This window comes from Acidovorax sp. LjRoot66 (genome assembly GCF_964253305.1).
Taxonomy (GTDB): Bacteria; Pseudomonadota; Gammaproteobacteria; order Burkholderiales; family Burkholderiaceae_C; genus Acidovorax.
Window position 1 is genome coordinate 5884219 of record NZ_CAXUQU020000001.1, and the last position, 26145, is coordinate 5910363.

At 67.8% G+C, this 26145-nt stretch carries 21 protein-coding genes; 10 read left to right on the forward strand and 11 right to left on the reverse strand.

What is annotated here, in order from left to right:
* Nucleotides 1-6: 6 nt before the first annotated feature.
* The 5 genes from ACSQ3Y_RS27515 to ACSQ3Y_RS27535 form a co-directional block, all read right to left on the reverse strand.
* Nucleotides 7-1953, reverse strand: a complete 1947-nt coding sequence (locus ACSQ3Y_RS27515; protein WP_436179482.1) for a PAS domain-containing protein — start codon at nucleotides 1951-1953, stop codon at nucleotides 7-9.
* A gap of 129 nt (nucleotides 1954-2082) precedes the next feature.
* On the reverse strand, nucleotides 2083-2910 hold the full coding sequence (locus ACSQ3Y_RS27520; protein ID WP_436179483.1) for a GAF domain-containing protein: 828 nt from the start codon (nucleotides 2908-2910) through the stop codon (nucleotides 2083-2085).
* Between the two features lie 123 nt (nucleotides 2911-3033).
* The gene (gene lolD, locus ACSQ3Y_RS27525; RefSeq protein ID WP_436179484.1) at nucleotides 3034-3762 is read right to left on the reverse strand and encodes a lipoprotein-releasing ABC transporter ATP-binding protein LolD; all 729 of its coding nucleotides are present in this window, start codon (nucleotides 3760-3762) and stop codon (nucleotides 3034-3036) included.
* A complete protein-coding gene (locus ACSQ3Y_RS27530; RefSeq protein ID WP_057268341.1) occupies nucleotides 3755-5008 on the reverse strand; it encodes a lipoprotein-releasing ABC transporter permease subunit in 1254 nt (417 codons plus the stop codon). Before ACSQ3Y_RS27530 ends, lolD begins: the two co-directional genes overlap by 8 nt.
* A gap of 22 nt (nucleotides 5009-5030) precedes the next feature.
* Nucleotides 5031-6287 carry a lipoprotein-releasing ABC transporter permease subunit gene (locus ACSQ3Y_RS27535; RefSeq protein ID WP_057268340.1) on the reverse strand — a complete coding sequence of 419 codons (1257 nt, stop codon included), beginning with the start codon at nucleotides 6285-6287 and terminating at the stop codon, nucleotides 5031-5033.
* 80 nt (nucleotides 6288-6367) lie between these two features.
* On the opposite strand from ACSQ3Y_RS27535, the gene ACSQ3Y_RS27540 reads away from it, so the two are divergent.
* Together ACSQ3Y_RS27540 and recJ are read left to right on the forward strand one after the other, a co-directional pair.
* Nucleotides 6368-7318 (forward strand): phosphoglycerate mutase, encoded by a 951-nt coding sequence (locus ACSQ3Y_RS27540; RefSeq protein WP_436179485.1) that lies wholly within the window; start codon nucleotides 6368-6370, stop codon nucleotides 7316-7318.
* The gene (gene recJ, locus ACSQ3Y_RS27545; protein ID WP_436179486.1) at nucleotides 7315-9030 is read left to right on the forward strand and encodes a single-stranded-DNA-specific exonuclease RecJ; all 1716 of its coding nucleotides are present in this window, start codon (nucleotides 7315-7317) and stop codon (nucleotides 9028-9030) included. The genes ACSQ3Y_RS27540 and recJ overlap by 4 nt, the downstream gene beginning before the upstream one ends.
* Before the next feature lie 118 nt (nucleotides 9031-9148).
* Here the strand turns inward: recJ and ACSQ3Y_RS27550 are convergent, their stop codons facing one another.
* Nucleotides 9149-10048, reverse strand: coding sequence for a LysR family transcriptional regulator (locus ACSQ3Y_RS27550; RefSeq protein ID WP_436179487.1), 900 nt, complete (start codon nucleotides 10046-10048; stop codon nucleotides 9149-9151).
* 73 nt (nucleotides 10049-10121) lie between these two features.
* On the opposite strand from ACSQ3Y_RS27550, the gene ACSQ3Y_RS27555 reads away from it, so the two are divergent.
* From ACSQ3Y_RS27555 to ACSQ3Y_RS27570, 4 genes are read left to right on the forward strand one after another with little or no spacing between them, the layout of a single operon-like run.
* Nucleotides 10122-10802 carry an HAD family hydrolase gene (locus ACSQ3Y_RS27555; RefSeq protein ID WP_436179488.1) on the forward strand — a complete coding sequence of 227 codons (681 nt, stop codon included), beginning with the start codon at nucleotides 10122-10124 and terminating at the stop codon, nucleotides 10800-10802.
* 24 nt (nucleotides 10803-10826) lie between these two features.
* A complete protein-coding gene (locus ACSQ3Y_RS27560) occupies nucleotides 10827-11819 on the forward strand; it encodes a tripartite tricarboxylate transporter substrate-binding protein (RefSeq protein ID WP_436179489.1) in 993 nt (330 codons plus the stop codon).
* 24 nt (nucleotides 11820-11843) lie between these two features.
* The gene (locus ACSQ3Y_RS27565; RefSeq protein ID WP_436179490.1) at nucleotides 11844-12977 is read left to right on the forward strand and encodes a DSD1 family PLP-dependent enzyme; all 1134 of its coding nucleotides are present in this window, start codon (nucleotides 11844-11846) and stop codon (nucleotides 12975-12977) included.
* The gene (locus ACSQ3Y_RS27570; protein ID WP_436179491.1) at nucleotides 12967-13449 is read left to right on the forward strand and encodes a RidA family protein; all 483 of its coding nucleotides are present in this window, start codon (nucleotides 12967-12969) and stop codon (nucleotides 13447-13449) included. The genes ACSQ3Y_RS27565 and ACSQ3Y_RS27570 overlap by 11 nt, the downstream gene beginning before the upstream one ends.
* Here the strand turns inward: ACSQ3Y_RS27570 and ACSQ3Y_RS27575 are convergent.
* From ACSQ3Y_RS27575 to ACSQ3Y_RS27585, 3 genes are all read right to left on the reverse strand, one after another.
* A complete protein-coding gene (locus ACSQ3Y_RS27575) occupies nucleotides 13406-13630 on the reverse strand; it encodes a tautomerase family protein (protein ID WP_436179492.1) in 225 nt (74 codons plus the stop codon). The two genes, ACSQ3Y_RS27570 and ACSQ3Y_RS27575, sit on opposite strands and share 44 nt — an antisense overlap.
* Before the next feature lie 107 nt (nucleotides 13631-13737).
* The gene (locus ACSQ3Y_RS27580) at nucleotides 13738-15552 is read right to left on the reverse strand and encodes a methyl-accepting chemotaxis protein (protein ID WP_436179493.1); all 1815 of its coding nucleotides are present in this window, start codon (nucleotides 15550-15552) and stop codon (nucleotides 13738-13740) included.
* A gap of 234 nt (nucleotides 15553-15786) precedes the next feature.
* A complete protein-coding gene (locus ACSQ3Y_RS27585; protein WP_436179494.1) occupies nucleotides 15787-17574 on the reverse strand; it encodes a methyl-accepting chemotaxis protein in 1788 nt (595 codons plus the stop codon).
* Between the two features lie 190 nt (nucleotides 17575-17764).
* Here ACSQ3Y_RS27585 and ACSQ3Y_RS27590 point away from each other — a divergent pair, with 190 nt between their 5' ends.
* Together ACSQ3Y_RS27590 and ACSQ3Y_RS27595 are read left to right on the forward strand one after the other, a co-directional pair.
* Nucleotides 17765-18634, forward strand: a complete 870-nt coding sequence (locus tag ACSQ3Y_RS27590; RefSeq protein WP_057268336.1) for a 3',5'-nucleoside bisphosphate phosphatase — start codon at nucleotides 17765-17767, stop codon at nucleotides 18632-18634.
* 18 nt (nucleotides 18635-18652) lie between these two features.
* Nucleotides 18653-19288 (forward strand): L-threonylcarbamoyladenylate synthase, encoded by a 636-nt coding sequence (locus ACSQ3Y_RS27595; protein ID WP_057268335.1) that lies wholly within the window; start codon nucleotides 18653-18655, stop codon nucleotides 19286-19288.
* A 17-nt stretch (nucleotides 19289-19305) separates the two neighbouring features.
* On the opposite strand, the gene ACSQ3Y_RS27600 is transcribed toward ACSQ3Y_RS27595, so the two are convergent.
* Entirely contained in the window at nucleotides 19306-20505 is a 1200-nt protein-coding gene (locus ACSQ3Y_RS27600) for a methyl-accepting chemotaxis protein (RefSeq protein WP_436179495.1), read from the reverse strand.
* Nucleotides 20506-20692: 187 nt separating this feature from the next.
* On the opposite strand from ACSQ3Y_RS27600, the gene ACSQ3Y_RS27605 reads away from it, so the two are divergent.
* Both ACSQ3Y_RS27605 and ACSQ3Y_RS27610 read left to right on the forward strand, forming a co-directional pair.
* Entirely contained in the window at nucleotides 20693-21361 is a 669-nt protein-coding gene (locus tag ACSQ3Y_RS27605; protein ID WP_436179496.1) for a site-2 protease family protein, read from the forward strand.
* A 43-nt stretch (nucleotides 21362-21404) separates the two neighbouring features.
* Nucleotides 21405-22709 carry a tryptophan--tRNA ligase gene (locus ACSQ3Y_RS27610; protein ID WP_436179497.1) on the forward strand — a complete coding sequence of 435 codons (1305 nt, stop codon included), beginning with the start codon at nucleotides 21405-21407 and terminating at the stop codon, nucleotides 22707-22709.
* Nucleotides 22710-22724: 15 nt separating this feature from the next.
* Here ACSQ3Y_RS27610 and ACSQ3Y_RS27615 read toward each other — a convergent pair whose 3' ends face one another.
* On the reverse strand, nucleotides 22725-26132 hold the full coding sequence (locus ACSQ3Y_RS27615) for a FecR domain-containing protein (protein WP_436179498.1): 3408 nt from the start codon (nucleotides 26130-26132) through the stop codon (nucleotides 22725-22727).
* Nucleotides 26133-26145: the final 13 nt, after the last annotated feature.

A 26145-nucleotide genomic window follows, 5' to 3' on the forward strand; every position in this document is an offset into this window, starting at 1 on the left:
TGTGCGTCAGCCGCCCTTGAACTGGCCCCGGCCGGAGCGCTTGGCCAGGTAAAGCTGGTCGTCCGCGCGGGCCATGAGGTCGGCCCAGCCCTTGGCAGCGTCCGTGCCCAGCGCCAGCCCCGCACTGGCGCCCACCGACAGCCGCAGCCCGCCCATCTCGAACGGCGTGTGCGCCGCCTCCAGGATCTTGCCGGCCACGGCTTCGGCATGGGCCGGCGCACGCACGCCGGCCAGCACCACGGCGAACTCGTCGCCTCCGAGCCGTGCCACCGCATCGGTGGGCCGCACCAGCGCCAGCAGGCGCTGCCCAAAGGCCTGCAGCAACTGGTCGCCCACGGGATGGCCATGCTGGTCGTTGACGGGCTTGAAATGGTCCAGGTCGATGTACAGCAAGGCCAGCAGGGGGCCTTCCACCGCCAGGTCCTTCTGCCCCACATAGGCCTGCAGCCCGGCCCGGTTGAGCAGGCCCGTCAGCGGATCGTGCTGCGCCAGTGCCAGCAGGCGGCCGGCCTCCTGGCGGTAGCTGGTGACGTCCTGGGCCATGGACACAAAGCCATCGACCGCACCCGGCTCGGACCACAGCGGGATGAGGTGGATGGTGACGTGGCCGGCTGGCACGCGCTGCGGAAAATCCTTGTCGAAGGTGAGCGTCTCGCCGCCAAGCACCTTCTGCACCATGGGCTTGCTGCGCGCGTACTCCGCGGCCCCGAGAAATTCTTCCATGCTGCGGCCCACGATCTGCTCGCGCGGCACGCGGTGCCAGCGCTCGAAGGCGCTGTTGACGAACTGGTAGCGCTCATCCGGCCCCACCACCGCCACCAGCGAGGGCAGCGCCTCGGTGATGGAGCGCAGCGTGGCGGTCTGCTTGAGCAAGGCAGCGCGCGCCTGCGCCGCCTCCGAGATGTCGCGCATGATGGCCGAGAAGTGCTGGATGCGCCCCTCCCCGTCGCGGTGGGCGATGACCATGTGGCTCACCGGCACCACCCGCCGGTGGGCCGCGTACACCGTGGTTTCGCCCACCCACATGCTGTGAGTCCGGACGGCAGGCAAGATGGCCTGGGCATACAGCGCATTCGTCTCGGGTGTGTTGAACTCGGTGAACACATGGCCGGCCACGTCTTCGTCGGGTGCAAACCCCAGCGCGCGGCGTGCGGCAGGGTTCATGTAGGTGACCTGGCCCCGGAGGTCGGTCTGCACCACGAAGTCGGAGGTGTTTTCCAGGATGGCTGTCAGCACGCGCAGGCCACGCTCGGCGGCAGCGCGCTGGGTGATGTCGATGCCGGTGGAGAAAAAGCCGCGCACCGTGCCGTCGTCCGAGATGTCGGGTACGAGCTGGCTTTCGATGCGGTGCAGCACTCCATGGCGCACTTCATCGGACTCATAGCGCTGCGCCGTCCCCGCCAGCACCTGCTGCACACGCTGCGCCACCTCCGGCGGCGTAGGCTCGCCGAGCAGATCCTCACGGGTGCGCCCGATGACGTCTTCGCGGCCCAAGCCAAAGCGCTGGCAAGCCGCCTGGTTGGCGAAGCGAAAGCGCAGCTCCCGGTCCACATAGCCGATGCGGATCGGCAGGCCATCCGTGACCAGCCGAACGAAGCGCTCGCTGTCGGCCAGTTGCTGGGCCATGCGACGGCGCTCCGTCACGTCCTGGAAGGCACCGAACAGGCGCACCACGACACCGCTCTCGTACTCGGCCTCGCCCACGGCACGCACCCAGATGCGGCGTCCGTTGGCAGTGACCAGGGGCAGCTCCAGATCCCAGGCCTGGCCGGCATCCAGCGCGCTGCGCACCACCGCGGTCATGGCATCCCGGGCCTCGGGAGCATAAAAGCCCAGCGCATTCTCCAGCGTGGGTAGGTAGTCGGGGCCCACCTCGTGGATGCGCCGCGTTTCGGAGGACCAGGAGATGCTGCCGCTGCGCACATCGAACTCCCATCCGCCCACCCGGGCCACGCGGCCGGTGCGCTCCAGCAGTTGCTGGCTGGCCAGCAGTGCCCGTTCGGCCGCCTTCTGGGCGGTGATGTCGCGCCCGACGGAATGCAGATAGGGCCGCTGCTCGCTGTCGAGCAGACAGCTGTTGGTCTAGGCCATCCAGCGCTCGATACCGTCGGCACTGACCATGCGGTTTTCCCCCTGCGTGCTGCCCTCGCCGCGAAACACCTCGGCGATGCGCTCCCGGACCAGCGCCCGGTCGGCCGGTTCGACATAGGCGAACAGGTCCTTGCCCACCATGTCCTGCGGCTCCTGGCCGAAGTGGCGGGCATAGGCCTGGTTCACGTAGAACACCTCGCCATGGGGCCAGGCCAGCGACAGCATCTCGGTCTGCGCCTCGACCATGGTGCGGTAGCGCCGCTCGCTTTCGGACAGGGCCTTCTCATACTCCTGGCGCACGGAAAACGCGCGCTCGATCAGGTCGCGGCGCATGTCCAGGGCCTGCGACACCATGGCCGAGAGCGAGCGCAGCAGGGCCCGCTGGTGCGCCGTGAGCTGGTGCGCCTTGCGGTCGATGACGCACAGGGTTCCCACGCGGTCGCCGTCGTCGCCGGTCATGAGCGGCGCACCGGCGTAGAAACGGATGTCCGGCGCACCCGTGACCAGCGGGTTGTGCGCAAAACGCGCATCCAGCGTGGCGTCGGGCACCTCCATCACGTCGTCCATGTGGATGGCGTGGGCACAGAAGGCCACGTCGCGCGGGGTTTCATTCACCCCCGGCAGGCCGACATTGGCCTTGAACCACTGGCGCTCGGCATCGATCAGGCTGATGAGCGCGATGGGCACGCCACACACCTCGGCCGCCATGCGCGCAATGGAATCGAGCAGAGGCTCGGCCGGGGTGTCCAGCACCATCAGGGCGCGCAATGCCTCAAGCCTGCGCGCTTCGTCGGAAGGGATGGATGCCGGAACCGTCATCTGCGGGCTCTCCTGGAGCGGATTTCGGCCATCTTAGAGTGTCCTGGCGCAGATGGAGACTTTTCGATCACAGCGGCAAGGATGCCGTGCGCTGGCACTCCGGGCCATGCCCGGGGATATGCGCTATCCCAGCTTGCCCAGCACCAGGTGCACCACGCGGTCGCAGCGCGCGGCCAGCGATTCATCGTGCGTGACCATCACGAAGGCCGTGCCCTGCTCGCGCGCCAGCTGCAGCATGAGCGCGAAGACGCCGTCCGCCGTATTGCGGTCCAGGTTGCCGGTGGGCTCGTCGGCCAGCACGCAGGCCGGGCGCGTGACCAGGGCGCGGGCAATCGCCACGCGCTGGCGCTCGCCGCCCGACAGCTCGGCTGGCCGGTGGTGCAGCCGCTCCTTGAGGCCCACCGACGTCAGCACGCGCGCTGCCTCCTCGCGGCATTGCTCCTGCGGCATGCGGCGGATGCGCAGCGGCATGGCCACGTTGTCCAGCGCTGTGAACTCGGGCAGCAGGTGGTGGAACTGGTAGATGAAGCCCAGGTGCTGGTTGCGCATCCGGCCCTGCTGCTCAGGCGACAGCGCCGAGAGCTGCTGCCCCTTGAGACGCACGCTGCCTGCCGTGGGCGCATCCAGCCCGCCCAGCAGGTGCAGCATGGTGCTCTTGCCCGAGCCCGACGCGCCGACGATGGCCAGGGTTTCGCCCGCATGCACCTGCAGGTCCACGCCGTGCAGCACGGTCACGTCCAGCCGGCCTTCGGTGAAGCGCTTGGTCAGGCCCTGGGCCTGCAGCACCACCTCGCCACGGGCGGGCGATGCTGCGGGCAGGGATGCGGCGGATGGAGCGTTGTTCTTATTCATAGCGAAGCGCCTCGGCGGGGTTCACACGGCTGGCGCGCCAGCTGGGGTACAGGGTGGCCACGAAGGCCAGCACCAGGGAAATGACGGCGATGGGCACGATGTCCGAGCTTTGCGGCTCGCTGGGCATCTTGCTGATGAGGTAGATGTCCTTGGGCAGGAAGCTCGCGTTGAGCGCGTGCTCGATGGCCGGCACGATGACGTCGATGTTGAAGGCGATGATCAGGCCCAGCGCCAGGCCGGCCAGCGTGCCGATCACGCCCACCATGGCCCCCTGCACGACGAACACGCCCATGATGCTTTTGGGGCTGGCGCCCAGGGTGCGCAGGATGGCGATGTCGGCGCGCTTGTCGGTCACCGTCATCACCAGGGTGGAGACGAGGTTGAAGGCCGCCACCGCCACGATGAGCGTGAGGATGATGAACATCATGCGTTTTTCGAGCTGCACGGCGGCGAACCAGGTGCGGTTCTGCTGCGTCCAGTCGCGCACCACCAGCCCACCGCTCACGGTGCCCGCCAGCTCGGCGGCCACGGCGCGCGCCTGGTGCACGTCCTTGAGCTTCAGGCGGATGCCGGTCGGCGATTCGAGGCGGAAGATGCGCTGCGCGTCCTCGTGGTGCAGCAGCACCAGGGCCGAGTCGTACTCGTAGTGGCCCGAGTCGAAGGTGCCGGCCACCGTCATCTGCTTGAGGCGCGGCACCACGCCGGCCGGGGTGACCTGGCCGGCGGGCGCGATCAGCGTCACCACATCCCCGGCGCGCACGCCCAGGGAGCGGGCCAGTTCGCCCCCCAGAACCACGCGGAATTCACCGGGCACCAGGAGCTTGAGTGTCTTTTCATTGCCTGCGGCCAGGTCGGTCACCGAGCTTTCGAGCGCCGGGTCGATGCCGCGCACCAGCGCGCCGCGCATGTCCTGGCCGCGCGAGAGCAGCGCCTGGGCCGAGACGAAGGGCGCAGCCCCGGTCACGTTCGGATTGCGCCGGACCTCGGCCAGGGTGGTGGCCACGTCCGGCAGCGGCGCACCCTGGGGTGCCAGGATCTCGATGTGCGAGACCACGCTGAGCATGCGGTCGCGCACCTCGCGCTGAAAGCCGTTCATCACCGACAGCACGATGATCAGCGCCGCCACACCGAGGGCGATGCCCAGCATGGACACGCCCGAAATGAACGAGATGAAGCCATCGCGCCGCGTGGCACGGCCCGCGCGGGTGTAGCGCCAGCCCAGGGCCAGTTCGTAGGGGATTTGCATAGCTAGTTCAGGCCGCGCTCATTCATTCATAGCGCAGTGCTTCTGCGGGGTTCACGCGGCTGGCGCGCCAGCTCGGGTACAGGGTGGCCACGAAGGCCAGCGCCAGCGAGATCAGGGCGATGGGCACGATATCGGTACCCTGCGGTTCGCTGGGCATGCGGTCGATCAGGTAGATGTCCTTGGGCAGGAAGGTGGCACCCAGCGCCTTCTCGATGGCCGGCACGATCACGTCGATGTTGTAGGCGATGGAGAGGCCCAGCGCCAGGCCGGCCAGGGTGCCGATCACGCCCACCATGGCGCCCTGCACCACGAAGACGGTCATGATGCTTTTCGGGCTGGCCCCCAGCGTGCGCAGGATGGCGATGTCGGCGCGCTTGTCGTTGACCGTCATCACCAGCGTGGAGACGAGGTTGAAGGCCGCCACCGCGACGATCAGCGCCAGGATGATGAACATCATGCGTTTTTGCAGGCGCACCGCCTCGAACCAGGTACGGTTCTGCTGCGTCCAGTCGCGCAGCAGCAGATCGCCGCTGAGCGTGCGCGCGAGCTCGATGGCCACGGCATTGGCCTGCTGCAGGTCCTGCAGCTTCAGGCCGATGCCCGTGGGGCCGCGCAGGCCGAAGATGGCCAGGGCATCGTCCTGGTGCATCCAGACCAGCGTGGAGTCGTACTGGAAATGGCCCGAATCCACCGTACCCGCCACCGTGAGCGGCTGGTAGCGCGGGCCGCCCTGGTTGCCGCTGCCGCCCTGGGCCACCGGCACCACCATGGTCACCGCATCGCCCGCCTTCACGCCCAGCGATTTGGCCAGCTCGCTGCCCAGCACCACGCGGAACTGCCCGGGCACCAGGGTGGCAAGCACCTCGGCGTTGGCCTGCGCCAGCGAGGTCACGCTGCCTTCGAGCGCGGGATCGATGCCGCGCACCAGCGCCCCCTTCATGTCGTCGCCATGCGCGATCAGTGCCTGGGCCGCCACGAACGGGGCGGCGCCAGTGACGGCCGGGTTCTTGCGGGTTTCGGCCATGGTGCGTGCCGCGTCCTGCATGGCGGCGCCCTGGGGTGCAAAGACCTCGATGTGGGCGACCACGCCCAGCATGCGCTCGCGCACCTCCTTCTGAAAGCCGTTCATGACGCTGAGCACCACGATCAGTGCCGCCACGCCCAGGGCGATGCCCAGCATGGACGCACCGGAGATGAAGGAAATGAAGCCGTTGCGCCGCGTGGCCCGGCCCGAGCGGGTGTAGCGCAGGCCCAGGGCCAGTTCGTAGGGAAGTTGCATGGATGGGAAAAAAGTGCCTGGACCCTGATGGGATAGCAGAGCCCGGCGGGAGCGATTGTGGCATCCCGGACAATAGAGGGATGTCGGACATCCCCCATTTGCTCATCCCCTACGCTGCCAGCGCCTCCGAGGGGTGCCGGCAAACGCTGGCAACGCTCGATCTGCCGCACCTGGATCGCCTGCTGGCGCGCCTCGCGCCCGATCCTGCAGGCTCCAGTACGGCCGAGGAGACCAGTTTCTCTGCCCCCCACGAGCGCGCCCTGGCCGAGGCCCTGGGCCTGCCCGCCGAGGACGGGCTTACGCCCTGGGCCGCCTGGTACCGCCTGCAGCAAGGCCAGCCTGCGGACGGCAAGGCCTGGGCCTTTGTCGCCCCCTGCCAGTGGCAGGTGACGACCGACCACATCACGCTGCGCGACCCCGAAGCCCTGGGCCTCACCGAAGCATCCTCGCGCGCCCTGCTGGCCATCGTCTCGCCCTGGTTCGCCGAGGACGGCATCCACCTGCACTACGACCAGCCCACCCGCTGGCTTGCCGAAGGCCCCCTGTTCGCCCACCTGGCCACCGCCTCGCTCGACCGCGTGTTGCTGCGCGACGTGCGTGCCTGGATGCCCGATGCCGCCAAAGCCCGCACCCTGCACCGCCTGAACAGCGAGATGCAGATGCTGCTGTACACCCATGCCTTCAACGACGAGCGGGCCGAGCGCGGCCTGCCCATGGTCAACTCCTTCTGGGTGCACGGCGCAGGCGCCTTGCCGGCCACGGCGCCCGCACCCGCGCCCCAGATGCCCCTGGCCCTGCGCAACGCCGCGCTGCGTGAGGACTGGCGTGCCTGGGCGGCCGCCTGGAGCGCGCTGGATGCGGGCCCGCTGGCCGACCTGTTGCGCCAGGCCGAGCAAGGCGCCGCCGTGCGCCTGACCCTGTGCGGCGAACGCGCTGCGCTGGCCTTCCACACCGCCCCGCGCGGCCTGCTGCAGCGCATAAATGCCTACTTCCAGCCCACCCGTTTTGCCCAGGTGGCACCCCAGCTATGAAAATCACGGCAAGAGACATTCCCCCGCGCGCCGCCTGGGCGCTGGAGCAGGCCGGAGTGCACCCGCTGCTGGCCCGCCTGTACGCCGCGCGCGGCGTGCGCGACAAGGAGGAACTGAACGAGCGGCTGGACCGCCTGCTGCCGCCCGCCGGGCTCAAAGGGATCCAGCAGGCCGCCACCCTGCTCGCCGACGCCATGGCGCAGGACCTGCGCCTGTGCGTGGTGGCCGACTACGACTGCGACGGCGCCACCGCCTGCGCCGTGGCCGTGCGCGGCCTGCGCCTGCTGGGCGCAAAGCACGTGGACTACCTGGTGCCCGACCGCGTGACCGATGGCTATGGCCTCACCCCGCCGATCGCGCGCCGCGTGAAGGAGCGCGGCGCCGACGTGCTGATCACCGTGGACAACGGCATCGCCAGCGTCGAGGGCGTGGCCGAAGCCAAGGCCCTGGGCCTCCTGGTGCTGGTGACCGACCACCACCTTCCCGGCCCCGAACTGCCCGCAGCGGACGCCATGGTCAACCCCAACCAGCCAGGCTGCACGTTCGAAAGCAAGTTCCTGGCCGGCGTGGGCGTGATGTTCTATGTGCTGATGGAACTGCGCTCCGAGCTGCGCAGGCGCGGGGTGTTCGACATGGACAGCCAGCCCAGGCTGGAGCCGCTGCTCACGCTGGTGGCCCTGGGCACCGTGGCCGACGTGGTGCGCCTGGACGCGAACAACCGCCGCCTGGTGGCCCAGGGCCTGCGGCGCATCCGCGCCGGCGCCATGCCGGCAGGCGTGGCTGCGCTGTTCACGGCGGCGGGCCGCAAGGCACCCGTGGCCACCACCTTCGACTTCGGTTTTGCACTGGGCCCACGCATCAACGCCGCCGGGCGCCTGGCGGACATGACGCTGGGCATCGAATGCCTGCTCACCGACGACGCGGGCCGCGCCAGTGATCTGGCCGGCCAGTTGGACACCATCAACCGCGAGCGCCGCGAGATCGAGGGCGGCATGCGCGAACAGGCCATGCTGATGGCCGAGAACCTGTTCGACGAGAGCGAGGACCCGCCGCCCGCCATCAGCGTCTTCGACCCCGACTTCCACGAGGGCGTGGTGGGCATCGTCGCTTCGCGCATCAAGGACAAGCTGCACCGCCCGACCTTCGTCTTCGCCGCCAGCAGCGCGCCGGGCAAGGAGCACGAACTCAAGGGCTCGGGCCGCTCCATTCCCGGGTTTCACCTGCGCGATGCGCTGGATCTGGTGGCCAAGCGCCACCCCGGCGTGCTGCTCAAGTTCGGCGGCCATGCCATGGCGGCCGGCTGCACCGTGGCCGCAGAGGCCTTCGATACCTTCGAACAGGCCCTGGCCCAGGTGGCGCAGGAATGGTTGGATGCCTCAACGCTCACGCGCCGCATCGAGACCGATGGCCCGCTGGCGCCCGAATACTGCAGCGCCGATGTGGTGGACACCCTGCACCGCGAGGTCTGGGGCCAGGGCTTTGCGCCACCCACCTTCAGCGAAGAGGTCGTGGTGCTGAGCCAGCGGCTGGTGGGCGAGGGCAAGAACCACCTGTCCATCAAGCTCATGCACCAGGGCAACCCCGTCGACGCCATCTGGTTCGGCCACACCGACCAACTGCCCGCCCGCGTGCTGCTGGCCTTTCGCCTGGATGTGAACGAATGGCGTGGCGAGCGCAAGGTGCAGTTCCTGGTCGAGGGCGCTGAAATCTAGTGCGGTGCTTGATTCTTGTTGGAACCCGAAAAAGCTCCCCATACCCTGCGGCCCTGCCATGAGCCGTATGGGAGAAGCCGCACATTGTGCGCGGCTTCAAAGCCTCGCGCGCCCTCGGCTATGCGCCTGATGCCGTGCCCGCTTCCCGCAAGAAAGCAAGAAGCGCGTGAATCCGGGGGCTACGTCCTTTTCGAGTTGGCACCAAGACCACCACCGGAGCGGCACCAAAGCTCCAGTCCGCCATCACGCGTTCAAGCCGCCCGGTTGCGACAGCGGCAGTTGCATCCCACTGCGAGCGCAGCACCAGACCCATGCCATCCTCTGCCCATTGCCGCGCGACGCTGCCGTCATTGGTGATGAACGCGGGATGGATGCGCAGGCTCTCGCCCTTTCGCTTGCCATCAAGGGGGCGCAGGTGCCATAGCGTCACGTCCTCGTCGTTTTCCCGGATGCAGATGCAGGAGTGATAGGCCAGATCGGTGGGACTGCGTGGCGTGCCGTGTTCACGCAGGTATGCCGGGCTCGCGCAGAGCCACCGCTCATTGTCTGCCAGGGGATGCGCCACCCAGGACGAGTCCTTGATCACCCCCACGTGCACGACCGCGTCGGAGTCGTGCCGATCTGGCCAGGGGGTCTCGCGCAAGTCGAGCTGCAAGAGCAGGCCGGGGTGAAGCCGCGAGAACCGGGACAGCAGCGGTGCGACGTGGATCCGGCCGTAACCGAAGGGGGCCGCGATTTTCACGGTGCCCGTGAGCCGATGGTCGTCGCGCTGGAGCGATTCCCGAAGGCTATCGAGTTTCTGCAGGAGGTCATAGGCCTCGCGGCCGAATCGTTCGCCTTCCGACGTCAGGTGCAGCTTGCGGGCACTTCGGTTGGCGAGGGTCATGCCCAAAGTGGCCTCCAGCTTGCGCAAGCGCATCGACAGAGCGGGAGGGGTTACGCCCAATGAGCGTGCCGCCGCACTGAGGGAGCGTTCCCTCAGGAGTGCGGCCGCCAGGCGGAGGTCATCGATTTGCATATTCAGCAGAGCTTAACGATTGATGACCCAATAGTGAAGAGACAGCGGCGCTGCGACAACCTAAAGTGACGCCATGCAGAACACCACTTCCACCCCCATCGCAACGGATGCGCACTACCCGCGCGCCGTTCTCTTCGACCTGCTGACCGCATTGCTGGACTCCTGGACGGTTTGGAATGGCGCCGCAGGCTCGGAGGCGCTCGGGCGCACCTGGCGCGCCGAGTACCTTCGGCTGACCTACGGCTGCGGCGCCTACGAACCCTATGAGCAACTGGTTCGGCAAGCCGCTGCGAACACCGGGCTGCCGGCAAGCGCACCACAGGCGCTTGAAGAGCTGTGGGACCAGTTGCCCGTGTGGAGTGGTGCCAAGGAGCTGCTCGTGGCGCTCAAGCCGCACTGCAAGCTCGCCGTGGTCACGAATTGCTCGCGCCATCTGGGTGAACGTGCTGCATCTCGGCTGGGCATCGACTGGGACGTGGTCGTCACCTCGGAAGAGGCCGGCTTCTACAAACCCGACCCCAGGCCCTACCAGCTTGCGCTGGACCATCTTGGCGTGGAAGCGAAAGACGCCGCCTTTGTCGCGGGCTCGGGCTACGACCTGTTTGGAACGGCCAAGATGGGGCTTCGCACCTACTGGCACAACCGGGTTGGCCTGGCTCTCCCTGCGGGGGCACCGCTGGCAGAGGTTGAATCACCGACCCTGGATGCAGCCCTGGCCTGGCTCCAAGGATTTTCTGCGGCTGGCGCCCGGTGACTCGTTGCCCACAAAGGATTGAACATGAATCGTTTCAAACTATTGACCCTGGCGGCCGCAAGCCTGTGCGCCTGCCTACTCCCGCTTCTGAGCAGCGCAGCAGAGCCTGCGTTCCCAAGCCGGCCAGTCACTCTCATTGTTCCTTTTCCTGCCGGCGGACCTAGCGACGCATTGGCGCGAGCGGTCGCGCAGAAGATGGGGGAGAGCCTTGGTCAGGCAATCGTCATCGAGAACATCGGAGGCGCCAACGGCGCAATAGGGCTGACGAAAGCCATCAAGGCCAGCCCCGACGGCTACACCATTGCGTTTGGTGGCATCGGCACCCACGTGGCCAATGCCGCCATCTACAAGAAACTTGCCTATGACCCCGTCGCGGACTTCGCTCCCATCGGTCCTGCTGGGTCTGCTCCGATAGTGCTGTTGGCCCGCTCGAACCTTCCGGTCACGAACCTGAAAGAGTTTGTGGAATGGGTTGCCAAGAACAAGGACAAAGCCACATATGGAAGCGCGGGCGTGGGTTCGATTTCTCACTACGGCTGTGTGCTGCTGTTGTCTTCCATGGGTCAGAACGTCACGCATATTCCCTACAAAGGCGTCGCTCCCGCGATGAACGACTTGATGGGTGGCCAGACGACCGACTTCATGTGCGACCAGACCACCACCGCTCTCCCGCAAATTGCAGGGGGCCGCATCAAGGCCATTGCGGCCCTTTCAAGAACCCGCCTGGCACAGCTGCCTAAAACCGGCACGGCATCGGAGGCTGGCTATGCACTGGATGTCCGTTCATGGAACGCACTGTTCGCTCCCCGGAACACGCCCCAAGCCGTGGTGGCCCGCTTGACTGGAGCGCTCCAGCATGCAGTCGCCGATGGGGGCCTTCGCAAGCAGATGGATGCCTTGGGCGTAGACCTTCCCAAGCCCGCCGAAACGACACCCGCCACGGTCTCTGCGCTCATAGCGCGCGGCCTTCGCGAAGACGTTCCCGCGCTCAAGGCCAAGGGCGAATACCTCGATTGATTGATTGATTGACGATCTCACCACATGAACACCCTTGCTACTATCGATACCCCCGCCGCGGTCATCTCCCAGCGCAAACTGCGGCACAACATCTTGCGCATGCAGGAGAAAGCGGACAGCCTGGGCGTGCGCCTGCGTCCCCACGTCAAGACAACCAAGTGCGCTGAAGTGGCAGCACTGCAGCGCGATGCGGGAGCCACCGGCATCACGGTATCCACGCTCAAGGAAGCCGACCAGTTCTTCGCCCGCGGCTTCACGGACATTCTCTACGCGGTGGGGATGGCCCCGCATCGCCTTGCCCACGCCCTGGAGTTGCGCCAGCTCGGGTGCGCGCTTCAGATCCTGACGGACAGTATCCAAGGTGCACAGGCCATCGCCGACTTCGGCCGCGAACATCGGCATGTCTTCGAGGTGCTCATTGAAATCGACACCGATGGGCACCGTTCGGGCATCAAGCCTGAGGATGCAGCGCTGCTGCCGGTGGGCCGTGTGCTCCATGAGGCAGGCATGAAGCTGGCCGGCGTGCTCACGCATGCGGGCTCCAGCTACGAGTTCAACACCCCCCAGGCGCTCGCAGACCTGGCCGAGCAGGAGCGCGCCGGCTGTGTAAGGGCCGCCGAACGGCTGCGCAGCGCGGGCTTGCCATGCCAGGTGGTGTCCGTCGGCTCCACCCCGACCGCCCTGGAAGCCAGGTCGCTTGAAGGTGTCACCGAACTGCGCGCCGGGGTGTACGTGCTCTTCGATCTGGTCATGCGCAACGTGGGTGTCTGCAGTGGAGATGAACTGGCCCTGAGCGTGCTCACAACGGTCATCGGTCATCAGGAGGACAAGGGCTGGGCAATTGTCGATGCGGGCTGGATGGCGATGAGCCGGGATCGGGGCACGGCCAAGCAGCAACGCGACTTCGGCTACGGACAGGTGTGCACGCTAGATGGCCAGCCCATCGAGGGCTACTTGCTGACCGCCGCCAACCAGGAGCACGGCATTCTTTCCCTCAGCAGCGGGGTGTCCGCAGACATCGCCGAGCGGTTCCCGACAGGCACCCGTCTTCGCATCCTGCCCAACCATGCCTGCGCCACCGGTGCACAGTTTCCTGAGTACCAGGCGCTGTCCGATGATGGCTCCCTTCAGACCTGGGGGCGCTTTCATGGCTGGTAAACAGCGCGCTTCAGGGATCGAAAACTCGCGGCCTGACTATGTCGAGGTTCCGGCTCTTGCCAAGCCGAGTGGTCACTACAGCCATGCCTGCACCAGTGAGAACCTGGTCTTCATTTCTGGCCAACTGCCCATCACACCCGATGGCGAGCGCCTGGTCGACGCCTCGTTTGAGGACCAGGCAAAGCAGGTGCTGTCCAATCTGCAGGCCGTACTGGCTGCCGCAGGTTCAAGCATAGACCAACTGCTTCAGGTGCGGGTGTACGTCGATGGCATTGCGAACTGGCCCATGTTCGATCAGCTCTACGAAAAGTGGGCCGGCTCTGCGCGCCCAGCACGCGCAGTGGTGCCGACGGGGCCACTGCACTTTGGCTTGAAGGTCGAGGTTGAGGCAACTGCGCTACGCACGACCAGCGTATTGCGCGGCGCTCTCAGGCCTGCAACGGGCCTTTCGCGCGCTGGCGCACCACCGTGACCTGCTCACCGCCCACGCCCCAGTTGTCGGGGTCGATCTCATCGATGATGACGGTCACAGTCTCGGGCTTCTTGTCGAGCACCTCCTGCATGAGGCGCGTGACGCCGGCAATCAGCGCGGCCTTCTGGGCGGAGGTGGTGGGAATGTCGCGGTTGGCCAGGCGGATGTTGATCAGGGGCATGGGAAGGCTTTCTGTCGAGGGTTTTTTTGTCTCAGGAAGGACAAAGGCAGCCTGCGCTGCCTTCGTGGATTGTCTGCGGGAGCGCTGCCCCGTTGCAACGCCTGCGGTCAGAAGCTTTCCCAGTCGTCGTCCCCGCCCTTGGCCGTGGCGCGGGGGGCTGGCGCCGGTGCGGGCCCTGCGGCAGCGGGCTTGTGGGCAGCCGTCGCCTTCTTGGGCACGGACGAGGTCAGGCGTGCAGTGGCCGGTGCAGCGGCCCGTGCGGCGGGCTTGCCGGCAAGGGCCGTGCGCGCCGGTGCCGGCACGGCCCGGCTGGCGGCCGGCGCGGGGCGTGGTGCGGCGGCCGCACGCGGCGGCGCGGCAGGCGCGCGCACAGCCACGGCGCCGACGTTGAACATGGACACCACCTCGGCCAGCTTCTGTGCCTGGTCGCGCATCGACGCCGCTGCCGCCGTGGACTCCTCCACCAACGCCGCGTTCTGCTGCGTCATCTGGTCCAGGTGCGTCACCGCCTGGTTGACCTGCGCAATGCCGTCGCGCTGTTCGGTGGACGAGGCCGTGATCTCTCCGATCAGGTCACTCACCCGGCGCACGCTCGAGACGATCTCTTCCATGCTCTGACCGGCCTGCGCCACCTGGGCCGAGCCCGATTCGACGTTCTCCACGCTGGCGCTGATCAGGGCCTTGATCTCCTTGGCAGCCTCGGCGCTGCGGCCCGCCAGGCTGCGCACTTCGCTGGCCACCACGGCAAAGCCACGGCCCTGCTCGCCCGCGCGGGCTGCTTCCACCGCCGCGTTGAGCGCCAGGATGTTGGTCTGGAAGGCGATGCCGTCGATGGTGCCGATGATGTCGGCGATCTTGCGCGAGCTGTCGGTGATCTGCTGCATGCTGCTGACCACCTGGCCCACCACTTCGCCACCGCGCGCTGCGGCCTGAGCGGCCGTGCCGGCCAGTTGGTTCGCCTGGCGCGCCGTATCGGCAGACTGCGACACCGTGGCCGTCAGCTGCTCCATGCTGGCCGCTGCTTCTTCGAGGTTGGACGCCGTCTGCTCGGTGCGTGCCGACAGGTCGTGGTTGCCGTTGGCAATCTCCACGGACGCAGAAGACACCGAGTCGACGCCCGAGCGCACCTCGCTGACCACGCCGCGCAGGCGCGCCGACATCGCCGAGAGCGAGCGCAGCATGTGGCCGAACTCATCCTTGCGGGTGGACTGCAGCTCGCGCGTGAGGTCGCCTGCGGCAATGGCGTCGATGGTGGTCACCGCCTGGTTGAGCGGGTCGCTGATGGAGTGCACCAGCCTCCAGGCCAGGAAGATGCCCACCGCGAGCAGCAGCAGCGACAGGATGATGCTCGAAATGGCGTACTCGATGCGCCGCGTAACCACCTCGGCGCGGATGGCGTCACGGCGCTTTTCCAGCACCGCCACGAAGTCGTCCTGGGCCTTGAGGTACAAGGTGACCAGGGGCGCAAACTCCTTGTCCGCGTACTGACGCGTGGCCGCATCGTCGCCCGCCTTCTTGAGCTCCCCCGTTCGGGCCGTGGCCGCCAGCACCGCCTTGCGCGCCTCCAGGACCTTGTCGACAGCCGCCTTCTCCTGTGGGTCCGTGGCCGAGGCGACGATCTTCTCCTGCAGCTTGTTGATGGCGCCGATGATCTCCTTGACCTTCACGCCATACTGCTCGGACAGCGCAGCATCGGTGGTAACCGCACCGCCCACGACCATGTTCACGGCCGTCTCGGTGGCGCCTCGCCAGCGGATGGCGGTAGAAATGCGGGCCTCGACCTCGACCACGGCATCGAGTGCCGCTGACATGGAGTTGTTGCCCCGGTTCTGGGCGAAGCTGGAGAGCAGCAGCATCGCGATCATCAGACCCAGAAATGCCCCCCACAGCTTGCGGGAGACACGGATATTGTCGAATTGCATGGCTCTTTTCCTTGTGGACCTGTGATGCCTTGGCATTTCCCACCTTTATTGGCGGAAACATTCAATTACATCAAACAGGCATAGCCTACGCTAGCCACGGGCGTGCAACGGGCTTCAGGTCACCGGGACAAACCCCAATTCGATAGAAGGCCGCCCAAGAAGGCCGGGCTCACGCAAGCTGGGCTGGGCCGCGGATGACCACCACCCGGTTGCTGAGGCACCTGCCCTCCTGGGTCAGAAGCTTTCCCAGTCGTCGTCTCCGCCCTTGGCGGTGGCGCGCGGGGCCGGTGCGGGGGCTGGCCCCGCAGCGGCAGGCTTGTGGGCCGCTGCCGGCTTGGGCGCCGAAGTCGTCAGCCGTGCAGTCGCGGGGGCGGACGGACGCGCTGCGGGCTTGCCTGCGACCGCAGGGCGGACTGGGGCGGGTGCGGGGCGTGGTGCGGCAGCACGCGGGGCTGCCGAAGGTGCCCGCGCAGGCATCGCCCCCACGTTGAACACCGCCACCACCTCGGCCAGCTTCTGTGCCTGGTCGCGCATCGACGCCGCTGCCGCCGTGGACTCCTCCACCAACGCCGCGTTCTGCTGCGTCATCTGGTCCAGGTGCGTCACCGCCTGGTTGACCTGCGCAATGCCGTCGCGCTGTTCGGTGGACGAGGCCGTGATCTCTCCGATCAGGTCACTCACCCGGCGCACGCTCGAGACGATCTCTTCCATGCTCTGACCGGCCTGCGCCACCTGGGCCGAGCCCGATTCGACGTTCTCCACGCTGGCGCTGATCAGGGCCTTGATCTCCTTGGCAGCCTCGGCGCTGCGGCCCGCCAGGCTGCGCACTTCGCTGGCCACCACGGCAAAGCCACGGCCCTGCTCGCCCGCGCGGGCTGCTTCCACCGCCGCGTTGAGCGCCAGGATGTTGGTCTGGAAGGCGATGCCGTCGATGGTGCCGATGATGTCGGCGATCTTGCGCGAGCTGTCGGTGATCTGCTGCATGCTGCTGACCACCTGGCCCACCACTTCGCCACCGCGCGCTGCGGCCTGAGCGGCCGTGCCGGCCAGTTGGTTCGCCTGGCGCGCCGTATCGGCAGACTGCGACACCGTGGCCGTCAGCTGCTCCATGCTGGCCGCTGTTTCTTCGAGGTTGGACGCCGTCTGCTCGGTGCGTGCCGACAGGTCGTGGTTGCCGTTGGCAATCTCCACCGAGGCCGAAGAGACGGAATTCACGCCGACCCGTACCTCGCTCACCACGGAGCGCAGGCGGGTGGACATCGTGGACAGGGCCCGGGTCAGCACCCCCAGCTCATCCTTGCGCTCGTCCTGGATGTCCTGCGTCAGGTCTCCCGCAGAAATGGCCTCGGCCAGGGTCACTGCCCGGTCGAGCGGCCGCGTGATGGAACGCACAAGCAGAGCGGCCATCAGCATGCCCAGAACCACCACGGCGAGGGCTGCAGCAGCAGCGATCAGCACCAAGTTGGCGCGCGAATCACGCGCTGCCTGCACAGCCTGGTCGCGCTGGCGCTCCTGGACCGCCACGAACTTGTCGATCGACTCCAGGTAGGCCACCGCCTTCGGGCGGTAGACGCTGGCCAGGTACTCCTGCTTGGCGGCCGCGTCACCGGCATCGGTCAGCGCCTTGAGCTTGTCGGTCTGGCCACGGATGTCGGCGCGCGTGGCCGCCACCTGGGCCAGGGCCGCCTTGTCGTCGGCCGACACCGAGGATTTGCCGATCTTTTCCTGCACCGGCGTGATGCGGGCCGTGAGGGCCGCCACGCGCGTGTCGAAATCGGCCTTGAGCGCTGCGTCCGTGGTCACGAAGCTGGCCATCGACATGGTGACGGCCACCTCGGCCAGCCCCCGCCAGCTGACTGCCGTGGTGATGGCGGACTCGTATTTCCCGACGGCCATCTCGGTCTCGGCGGTCACCTGCCGCCCATACCACTGCGTCCAGATGGCCGTGACCAGCATCAGTGCCAGCAGGCCCAGGATCACGCTCCACATCTTGTGGGCTACGCGCAGGTTGTTGAAATTCATGGTTGATCCTTACGCTCTGCCGGGACAGGGGACTGGCCCGGCTCTGTGGGTATTTGCCTTAGGAAAACCGTCAAACCAGCGATAGCTGCCAAGACAGCAAGCGGGCACCGGGAGGTGCCTTGGCCTGCTTGTAACCAGTGTTGCTGGAATCAGCACGCCGCGTTATCGGTACAAGCCCTAAAATGACCCCGTGACCACCCTGCTCAACGCCGACCTGCATTGCCATTCCGTGGTATCCGACGGAACCATGACCCCCGAAGACCTGGCTGCCCGTGCCAAGGCCAACGGGGTCGAGCTGTGGGCGCTGACCGACCATGACGAAATCGGCGGCCAGCACCGGGCCGCAGTGGCGGCCAGCGCACAGGGCATGGCCTACCTCACGGGTGTGGAGATCTCGGTGACCTTTGCCGACACCACCGTCCACATCGTAGGTTTGGGCTTCGATCCCGACAACACCCAGTTGGCCGCCGGTCTGGCAGCCACCCGCGGCGGGCGCGGCGAACGCGCCCAGGACATGGCGCAGCAACTGGCCCAGGTCGGCATCGCAGGTGCCTACGAGGGTGCGCTGCAGTTCGTGGGCAACCCGGCGCTGATCTCGCGCACGCATTTCGCGCGCTTTCTTGTCGAGACGGGGGTCTGCCGGGACACCTCCGAGGTGTTTCGCCGCTTTCTCACCGAGGGCAAACCCGGCTATGTGCCACACCGCTGGGCCAGCCTGGGCGATGCCGTGCGCTGGATCACCGAGGCCGGGGGCGTGGCGGTGATTGCCCACCCGGCACGCTACAAGTTCAGTGCGAACGAAGAGTATGCGCTGTTCTCGGAATTCAAGGCCCATGGCGGGCGCGGCGTGGAGGTGGTGACCGGCAGCCACAGCCCGCCGGAGTATGTGACCTACGCCGCGATGGCCCAGGAGTTCGGCCTGGCCGCGTCGCGCGGCAGCGATTTCCACAGCCCGGACGAGTCGCACACCGACCTGGGCACGCTGCCCCCGCTGCCCGGCACGCTGACCCCCGTGTGGGAACTGCTGGCCGACCGCATCCGCCAGGCGGCCGCCGCCTGACCTGAATTCTTCTTTTCCATGGCCCAGTACTTCGAAGTCCACCCCGACAACCCCCAGCCCCGGCTGCTCAAGCAGGCGGCGACACTGCTGCAAAAAGGCGGCATCGTCGCCGTACCCACCGATTCGAGCTATGCGCTGGTGTGCCACCTCGATGACAAGGATGCGGTGGACCGGCTGCGCCGCATCCGCCAGGTCGACGACAAGCACCACCTGACCCTGCTGTGCCGCGACCTTTCGGAGCTGGCCAACTACGCGCGCGTGGACAACCGGCAGTACCGCCTGCTCAAGCTGGGTACGCCCGGGCCCTACACCTTCATCCTCGAAGCCACCAAGGAAGTGCCACGCCGCGTGAGCCACCCCTCGCGCAAGACCATCGGGCTGCGTGTGCCCGACCGCAAGGGCCTGCAGTTGCTGCTGGAGCTGCATGGTGCCCCGCTGCTGGCCACCACGCTGATCCCTGCCGGCGAAACCGAACCCCTGAACGACCCGGAAGAAATCCGCGAGCGCTACGAAAAGCTGGTGGATGCCATCGTGGATGCCGGGGCCTGCCCCCGCGAGCCCACCACGGTGGTGGACCTGACGCCCATGGGCACGGGCGGCGACCCCGAAGTGGTGCGCGAAGGCCGCGGCAGCCTGCAGGCGCTGGGCCTGTAGGCCTAGGGCCTGCCGCCTCAATCCAGCTTGAAGGCGCCCACGGCGCGCTGCAGGTCTTGTGCGCGTGACGACAGGGCCGAAGCGGCGCTGGCTGCCTGCTGGACCAGGGCCGCGTTCTGCTGCGTGGCGCTGTCCATCTGCGCCACGGCGCCGTTCACGTGCTCGATGCCCGAGCTTTGGGCGTGCAGCGCACCCGAGATCTCGCCCAGCAGCGTGCTGACCTGACCGACCGCGCCCACGATCTCTTCCATGGTCTTGCCGGCGCGGCCCACGTGGCCGGCGCCACTCTCGACCTGGTCCACCGACTGGCTGATCAGGGTCTTGATCTCTCGGGCCGCCACGGCACTGCGCTGCGCGAGGCTGCGCACCTCGCTGGCCACCACGGCAAAGCCCCGGCCCTGCTCGCCGGCGCGGGCGGCTTCCACGGCGGCATTGAGCGCCAGGATGTTGGTCTGGAAGGCAATGCCTTCGATGACCTGGATGATGTCCACGATCTTGCGCGAGCTGCCGCTGATGGCCTGCATGGTCTGCACCACGTCACCCACCACGGCGCCACCGCGCTCGGCGATCTGCGAGGCGTTTACGGCCAGGCTGCTGGCCGAGCGGGCACGCTCGGCGTTCTGGCGCACGGTGGTGGTCAACTCGGCCATGCTGCCGGCCGTGTCGGCAAGGGAGCTGACCTGGTCGTCGGTGCGGCGCGCCAGGTCGGAATTGCCCGAATCGATGTCCGCCGCCGCCTCGGTGATCGAGTCCGTGGACTGCTTGATGCCCGAGACCAGCTCGGTCAGCGTGTCCTCCATGGTGCCCAGCGCCGTGAGCAGGCGGCCGAAGTCGCCTTCGAGTTCGGACGAGAATTCCTGGCTCAAATCGCCTGAAGCCACCGTCTCGGCGATCAGGATGGCCTGGTTCAGCGGTGCCACGATGCCGTTGCGCAGCAGCACGAAGGCCGCCAGCGCCACGAAGAACACGCCCGCGCCCAGCACCGAGACCCAGGTGCGCACACTCTGCAGGTGGCCATGGCCCTGGCGGATGGCCTGCTCCAGCGGACCGCGCTGCGCGTCGGTCAGACCAGTGGCGGCCGCCACCGAGGCCCTGTACGCATCTTCCGCATTGCCGACCCCGCTCAGGGCCACGGCCATCAGGATGGCCACCATCAGGCCGATGAGGCCGAACGCCAATATGAGGCGGGTTCCAATCTTCAAACGATCCAGGCCCATGGGATTCATCTCCGATATCAATGTTGTATGTATATATACGGCGACCGTCGCGCTCAATGTAGCGCGGGCAGGGCCTGCGCCCAGTCTGCCACGCCTGTATCCATTTGAAACAGCCATGGCATGGTAACAATCCCGCCAGGAACCTGCTTGCAAGAGCGGATGTCGCGCGTCTGAGACAATTGGCCCTGTGGACATCTCCAATCTCATCCAAACCGTTCTGATCTATACCTTGCCGGTGCTCTTCGCAATCACCGTGCACGAGGCAGCCCATGGCTATGCGGCACGCCACTTTGGCGACAACACCGCGTACATGATGGGCCGGATCACCCTCAACCCGCTCAAGCACATCGACCCCATCGGCACCATCCTGATGCCGCTGGTGCTGTACTTTGCGACCTCGGGGGCTTTCCTTTTTGGCTATGCCAAGCCGGTGCCGGTGAATTTTGGCAACCTGCGCAACCCCAAGCGGCACATGGTCTGGGTGGCACTGGCAGGACCGGCATCCAACTTCGTTCAGGCCGTTTTCTGGGGCCTGGTCCTGGTGGGCCTGATCGGTGCCGGAGTACAGGAGCGCTTTTTCATCGAGATGGCGCGCGCCGGCATGCTGGTCAATCTCGTGATGTGGGCGTTCAACCTGTTTCCGTTGCCCCCGCTCGATGGCGGCCGCATCCTCGTTGGCCTGCTCCCCTGGAAGGCGGCCCACATGGTCTCGCGCATCGAGCCTTTCGGCTTCTTCATCGTGATGGGCCTGGTAGTGGCCGGCGTGGTGGGCACGATCTGGCTGCGCCCGCTGATGACCCTGGGCTACGCTGCCATCAACCTGCTGCTCACGCCCTTGATGGCACTGCTGCGCTGAGCGCCTTGTCTTTTCCCCTCTTTTCGCTGAATTCGTTTCCCCCATGAGCACCACGCGCTTTCTCACCGGTATCACCACCACGGGCACGCCCCACCTGGGCAACTTCGTGGGCTCCATCCGCCCCTCGGTGGCGGCCAGCCTCACGCCCGGCGTGCAGAGCTTCTACTTCCTGGCCGACTACCACGCACTGATCAAGTGCGAGGACCCGGCACGCATCCAGCGCTCCACCCTGGAGATCGCGGCCAGTTGGCTGGCGGCGGGGCTGAACCCCGAGCAGGTCACGTTCTACCGCCAGTCCGACATCCCCGAGATTCCCGAACTGACGTGGCTGCTGACCTGCGTGACCGGCAAGGGCGTGCTCAACCGCGCCCACGCCTACAAGGCCAGCGTGGACAAGAACACGGCGGCCGAGCGCGATGCCGACGACGGCGTGACGGCCGGCCTGTTCATGTACCCGGTGCTCATGGGTGCCGACATCCTGATGTTCAAGGCGCACAAGGTGCCGGTGGGCCGCGACCAGATCCAGCACATCGAGATGGCGCGCGACATGGCGGCCAGCTTCAACCACCTGTACGGCGAGCACTTCGTGCTGCCCGAGGCCGCGATCGACGAACATGTGGCCACCCTGCCCGGCCTGGACGGCCGCAAGATGAGCAAGAGCTACGACAACACCATCCCGCTGTTCAGTTCGCGCGAGCAGCTCAAGAAGCTGATCGGCGGCATCCTGACCGACTCGCGCTCGCCTGGCGAGGCCAAGGAAGTCGAGGGCTCGGCCCTGTTCCAGATCTACCAGGCCTTCGCCACCGAGGCCGAGACCGCCGCGCTGCGCCAGCAGTACGCCGACGGCATTGCCTGGGGCGATGCCAAGCAGGTGCTGCTCGAACGCGTGGACCAGGTGATCGCCCCCATGCGTGCGCAGTACGAAGAGCTGATCAACAACCCCGCCCGCATTGAGCAGACTCTGCTTGCCGGCGCCGAGCGTGCCCGCGCGCTGGCAACTCCCTTCATCCGCGAGCTGCGCTCGGCCGTGGGCCTGCGCAGCCTGGTGCAGGCCGGCACAGCCACCAAAGCGGCCAAGACAGCCAAGGTGGCCCTGCCCTCGTTCAAGCAGTACCGCGAGGCCGATGGCAAGTTCTACTTCAAGCTCGTGGCGGCCGACGGCCGCCTGCTGCTGCAGAGCACAGGCTTTGACGCCCCCAAGGAGGCCGGCCAGGCCATCGGCCAACTGCAAAAGGGTGGCGATGCCCTGCAGGCGCTGGCACCCCGGCTGGCGCAAGTGGACGGAGTAGAACCGGCCGATGTGACGGCGGCGCTGCAGGCACTGGCGGATGCAGCCACTGCCAGCTGATACAGCCGCGCCCCTTCAATCCCTGTAGCGCACGCGCGCCCACAGGGTCGGCCGGGTGTCGCCATTGAGCGGTGCCTGCGCCGTGGCGATAAAGGACCAGCGCCGGTCCGCCGAATCCATGGAGTGCACCAGCACCAGATCCCAGCCCGGCCTGCGGGCAATGCCATTGGCTTCGTCCGCAAAACGCGAGCCCCTGTAGACCAGCGAGCCGGCCGACAGGTCGCGCCCGCCATGCTTCCATACGCTGGCCAACGCCAGTGTATGCCGTGAAAATCCCGGCAGCGCATTGCCCCCGAACTGGTTGCCCAGGTTGCGCGACTGCGCCCAGCCGTAGCTGCCCAGCACACTCCAGCGCGGCGCCAGCACCCGGTTGAGCGCCACGCCCGCCTGGTGCAACCGGCCCTGGCTGAACACCGGGTTCTCGTTGTACGGGTCCACCACGGTCTGCCCGGTCTGGATCTGCGCGCCCAGGCTGCCCACGCGGTCCAGGTTCACCAGGCCCCGGGGCGGCAGCGCCAGGCTGCCGTTGGCAAACGTGGGGTTCACGATGTCCTGGCTGGACAGCATGGCGAAGCCGAAGGTGCGTTCATCGAACTCCCAATCCAGTTGCGCCGCGCGCTTGCGCCCGAAGCTGCCGGGCAACTGGTAATGGTGGTCGATGGCGATGGCCCCCAGCGCGACAGGCGAGAGCGTGTGCGCGCTCGGCGAACGCACGTTTTCGACGTAGGCCAGGTGCAGCGCCCGGCCCGGCCCCATGCTGTAGGACATGCCCAGCCGGGGCAAGGGGTGGCGCGCGTGGCCGCCGCGCTCGGCAGTGGGGTCCGCCAGGTCCTCGTCGGTCAGCGAATCGTAGAAGCGCTCGCCGTAGCGCACCGCCAGGCGCGGCCAGTAGGCTTCGGCATGCCAGGTCCAGGGGCCATCGCGCCACTCGCCGGCCAGCCAGGGCATCTGAAAGCGCGCCTGCGTGCGCTGGGTGGAGGTGACCACCGGGTCGGACAGGCCCGAGTCGGAAGCCCCGCGGGTACCCTCCCAGCCCAGGCTCAGGCGACGGGGGCCCCACTGCACGGTGTGGCGCAGCAGCACGCCGTCGTCCGAATCGGTGATGCGTGAATCCTGCGGGCCGTAGGTGGCATCGTCGAGCACCAGGCCCTGGCCAAAGCGTGCGCGGTGCAGCTTGAGCCAGGTCTGCGCATCGGGTGACCAGCGCCAGGAGCCACCCAGGTCCGTGCGCTCAGAGCGCTGGCGTGCCAGGCCATTGAAGGTGATGCCGTTGCCGAAATCGCGCCCTTGCGGAAAGCTGTAGCGCAGCCGGTCCTCGGTGTGCAGCAGGAACAGGCCCAGGCTCTCCGTGGGGCGCATGCCCAGCGCCAGATCGAAGCCCGGCGAGGACAGGCGGTAGCTGGGAGCGCCGCCGTTGTTCGGCCACATCTGCACGCCGTTGGTGCGCACCTGCCAGGCCAGGGGCACCGGCGCGGCAGAGAAACCGTGGTGGCCGACATCGGCGGCCAGTTTGTCCTGCACCGGGCCGCGCTCGGCACTGGCAATCCACAGCCACTCGCCCCCCTGCGTGAGCATCAGCGGCGCCTGCTTTTCGCTGGCGCCGAAGGCCGTCGGGTCGCTCAGGTAGCCCTGGTAGCGCTCGGAATTGCGGCTGAAATCGCTCTCGTAACGATTGGCCAGGAAGAAGTGGCTGCCCGCCCACAGCGGGTAGTACGAGGCGCTGGCATAGGCGCGCGCCCAGTGCTCCATGCCGAAGTCACCAAGCGCCTTGCCCAGGTTGGCCGAGCCCTGGCTGTCACTGGTGAGCGGGTCGAGCGACTTGAGGTAGGGCAGGCGCATGAGCGCCTCGCGCGCGGCGGCAATGGCCTGCACCGGCTCACCCTGGTCATTGCGCAGCACCGACTCGATCTGCCAGGGCAGCGGGTCGTTCGGGTCGGCCACGCGGGCGCGCGCCAGCGAGTCGAGCGCAGCCGCGCGCTCGCCCAGTTGGTACTCGGCCACGGCCAGCCACACCTGGGCGCGGGCGTAGCGCGGCTCGATCACCAGGGCCTTGAGCAACTGGGTGCGGGCGGCGGCGGGGTCGCCCTGCTGCAGTGCCAGCAGGCCCGCGCCTGCCAGGCTCACATAGTCGTCACCCGCCTGGGCCAGGGCTGCCGCGAAACCGCTTTGGGCATCGAGCAACCTCAAGGCCTCGGCCGCCAGCGTGGCCTGCTCGCCCTGGTAGGCCGGGTGCTCTGGCGCCAGCGCTACAGCGCTTGCCAGGGCCTGGCGCGCACCGCGCAGGTCGCCGCGCTCACGCAGGGCGCGCCCCAAGCCCCACTGGGCAGCGGCCTGGTCGGTAGCGGGCTCCTGGCGTGCCTCGGCACCGGCCACGGCACGCCGGTACAGGGCGATGGCCTCCTCGCCACGCCCTTCCAGGCGGTGCCAATCGGCATCGGCCAGCAACAGCGCCGTGGCCTCGGGTGCCCGGGCGCGCGCGGCATCGAGCCAGGCGCGTGCCTGTGCGCCCTGGTCCAGCACCATCAGCAGCTCGGCCCGGCGCGCTGCCGTGCGCGGGTCCTGCGTGCGCTGCCAGGCGTTGGCCAGGCGCTGCTGGGCCGCGTCCATGCGGTCGTCGAAAACCTCCAGATCGGCCAGCAGCAGCTCGGCCACAGCCCCGCCCTGCCCGCTGGCGGACAACGCCAGCAGCCGCTCGCGTGCGCGCGGCCACTGGCCCGTGCGCAGGTCGTCGCGGATGGAGGACAACGGGGGCGCCACATCGGGGCCCTGCAGCTCGGCCCAGCGCGCGGCATCCACCGGGTTGGCCATGACCCACTGCACCCGGTCGCGCGGGCGCACCAGCACGCGCTTGACCGGTGCCTTGCCAGGCTCCGCAGTGCCCTGCTCCGACGGGCCCAGCTCCACCCGGCCGAAATCGTTGGACAGGTCGACCTGGCCCGAGAGCACGGTGAGCGTCGTGCGGCCCGCCGCATCCACCTCCACGTCCCAGTCGGTGCCGCGCACCACGGCCAGGGCTGCCGGGGTCTGCAGCTGCAGCGAGGCCGGGGTTTTCTTGGTGCGCGCCCACAGCCGGCCGGCGGCCAGCTCCAGCAGGGTGCGCTCGGGCTGCGACTCGCACAGGCGCAGCTGCGCGTTGGCCGACATGCGGATCTGCGTGCGGTCGGCCAGCAGCAGCGCGGCCGACGACAACTCCAGCGTGCGCACGCCCGCACCCGCGCCCAGTTGCTGGGCCAGTGCGGCCGGTGACCAGGGGCCCTGGCCTGCCGGCCGAGTCTGGCCTTGCCCGGCCAGGGCCACGACCTGCGCAGCCACGGCGTCTGGCGCAGCGGACACCCCCGCGCACTGGGCCCAGGCGCCGGGCAGGCACAAGGCGCACGCTCCCAGGGCAACCGGGGTCGTGATCCACAAGCGTGTCGACGGCATAGCGGGCCTTTCA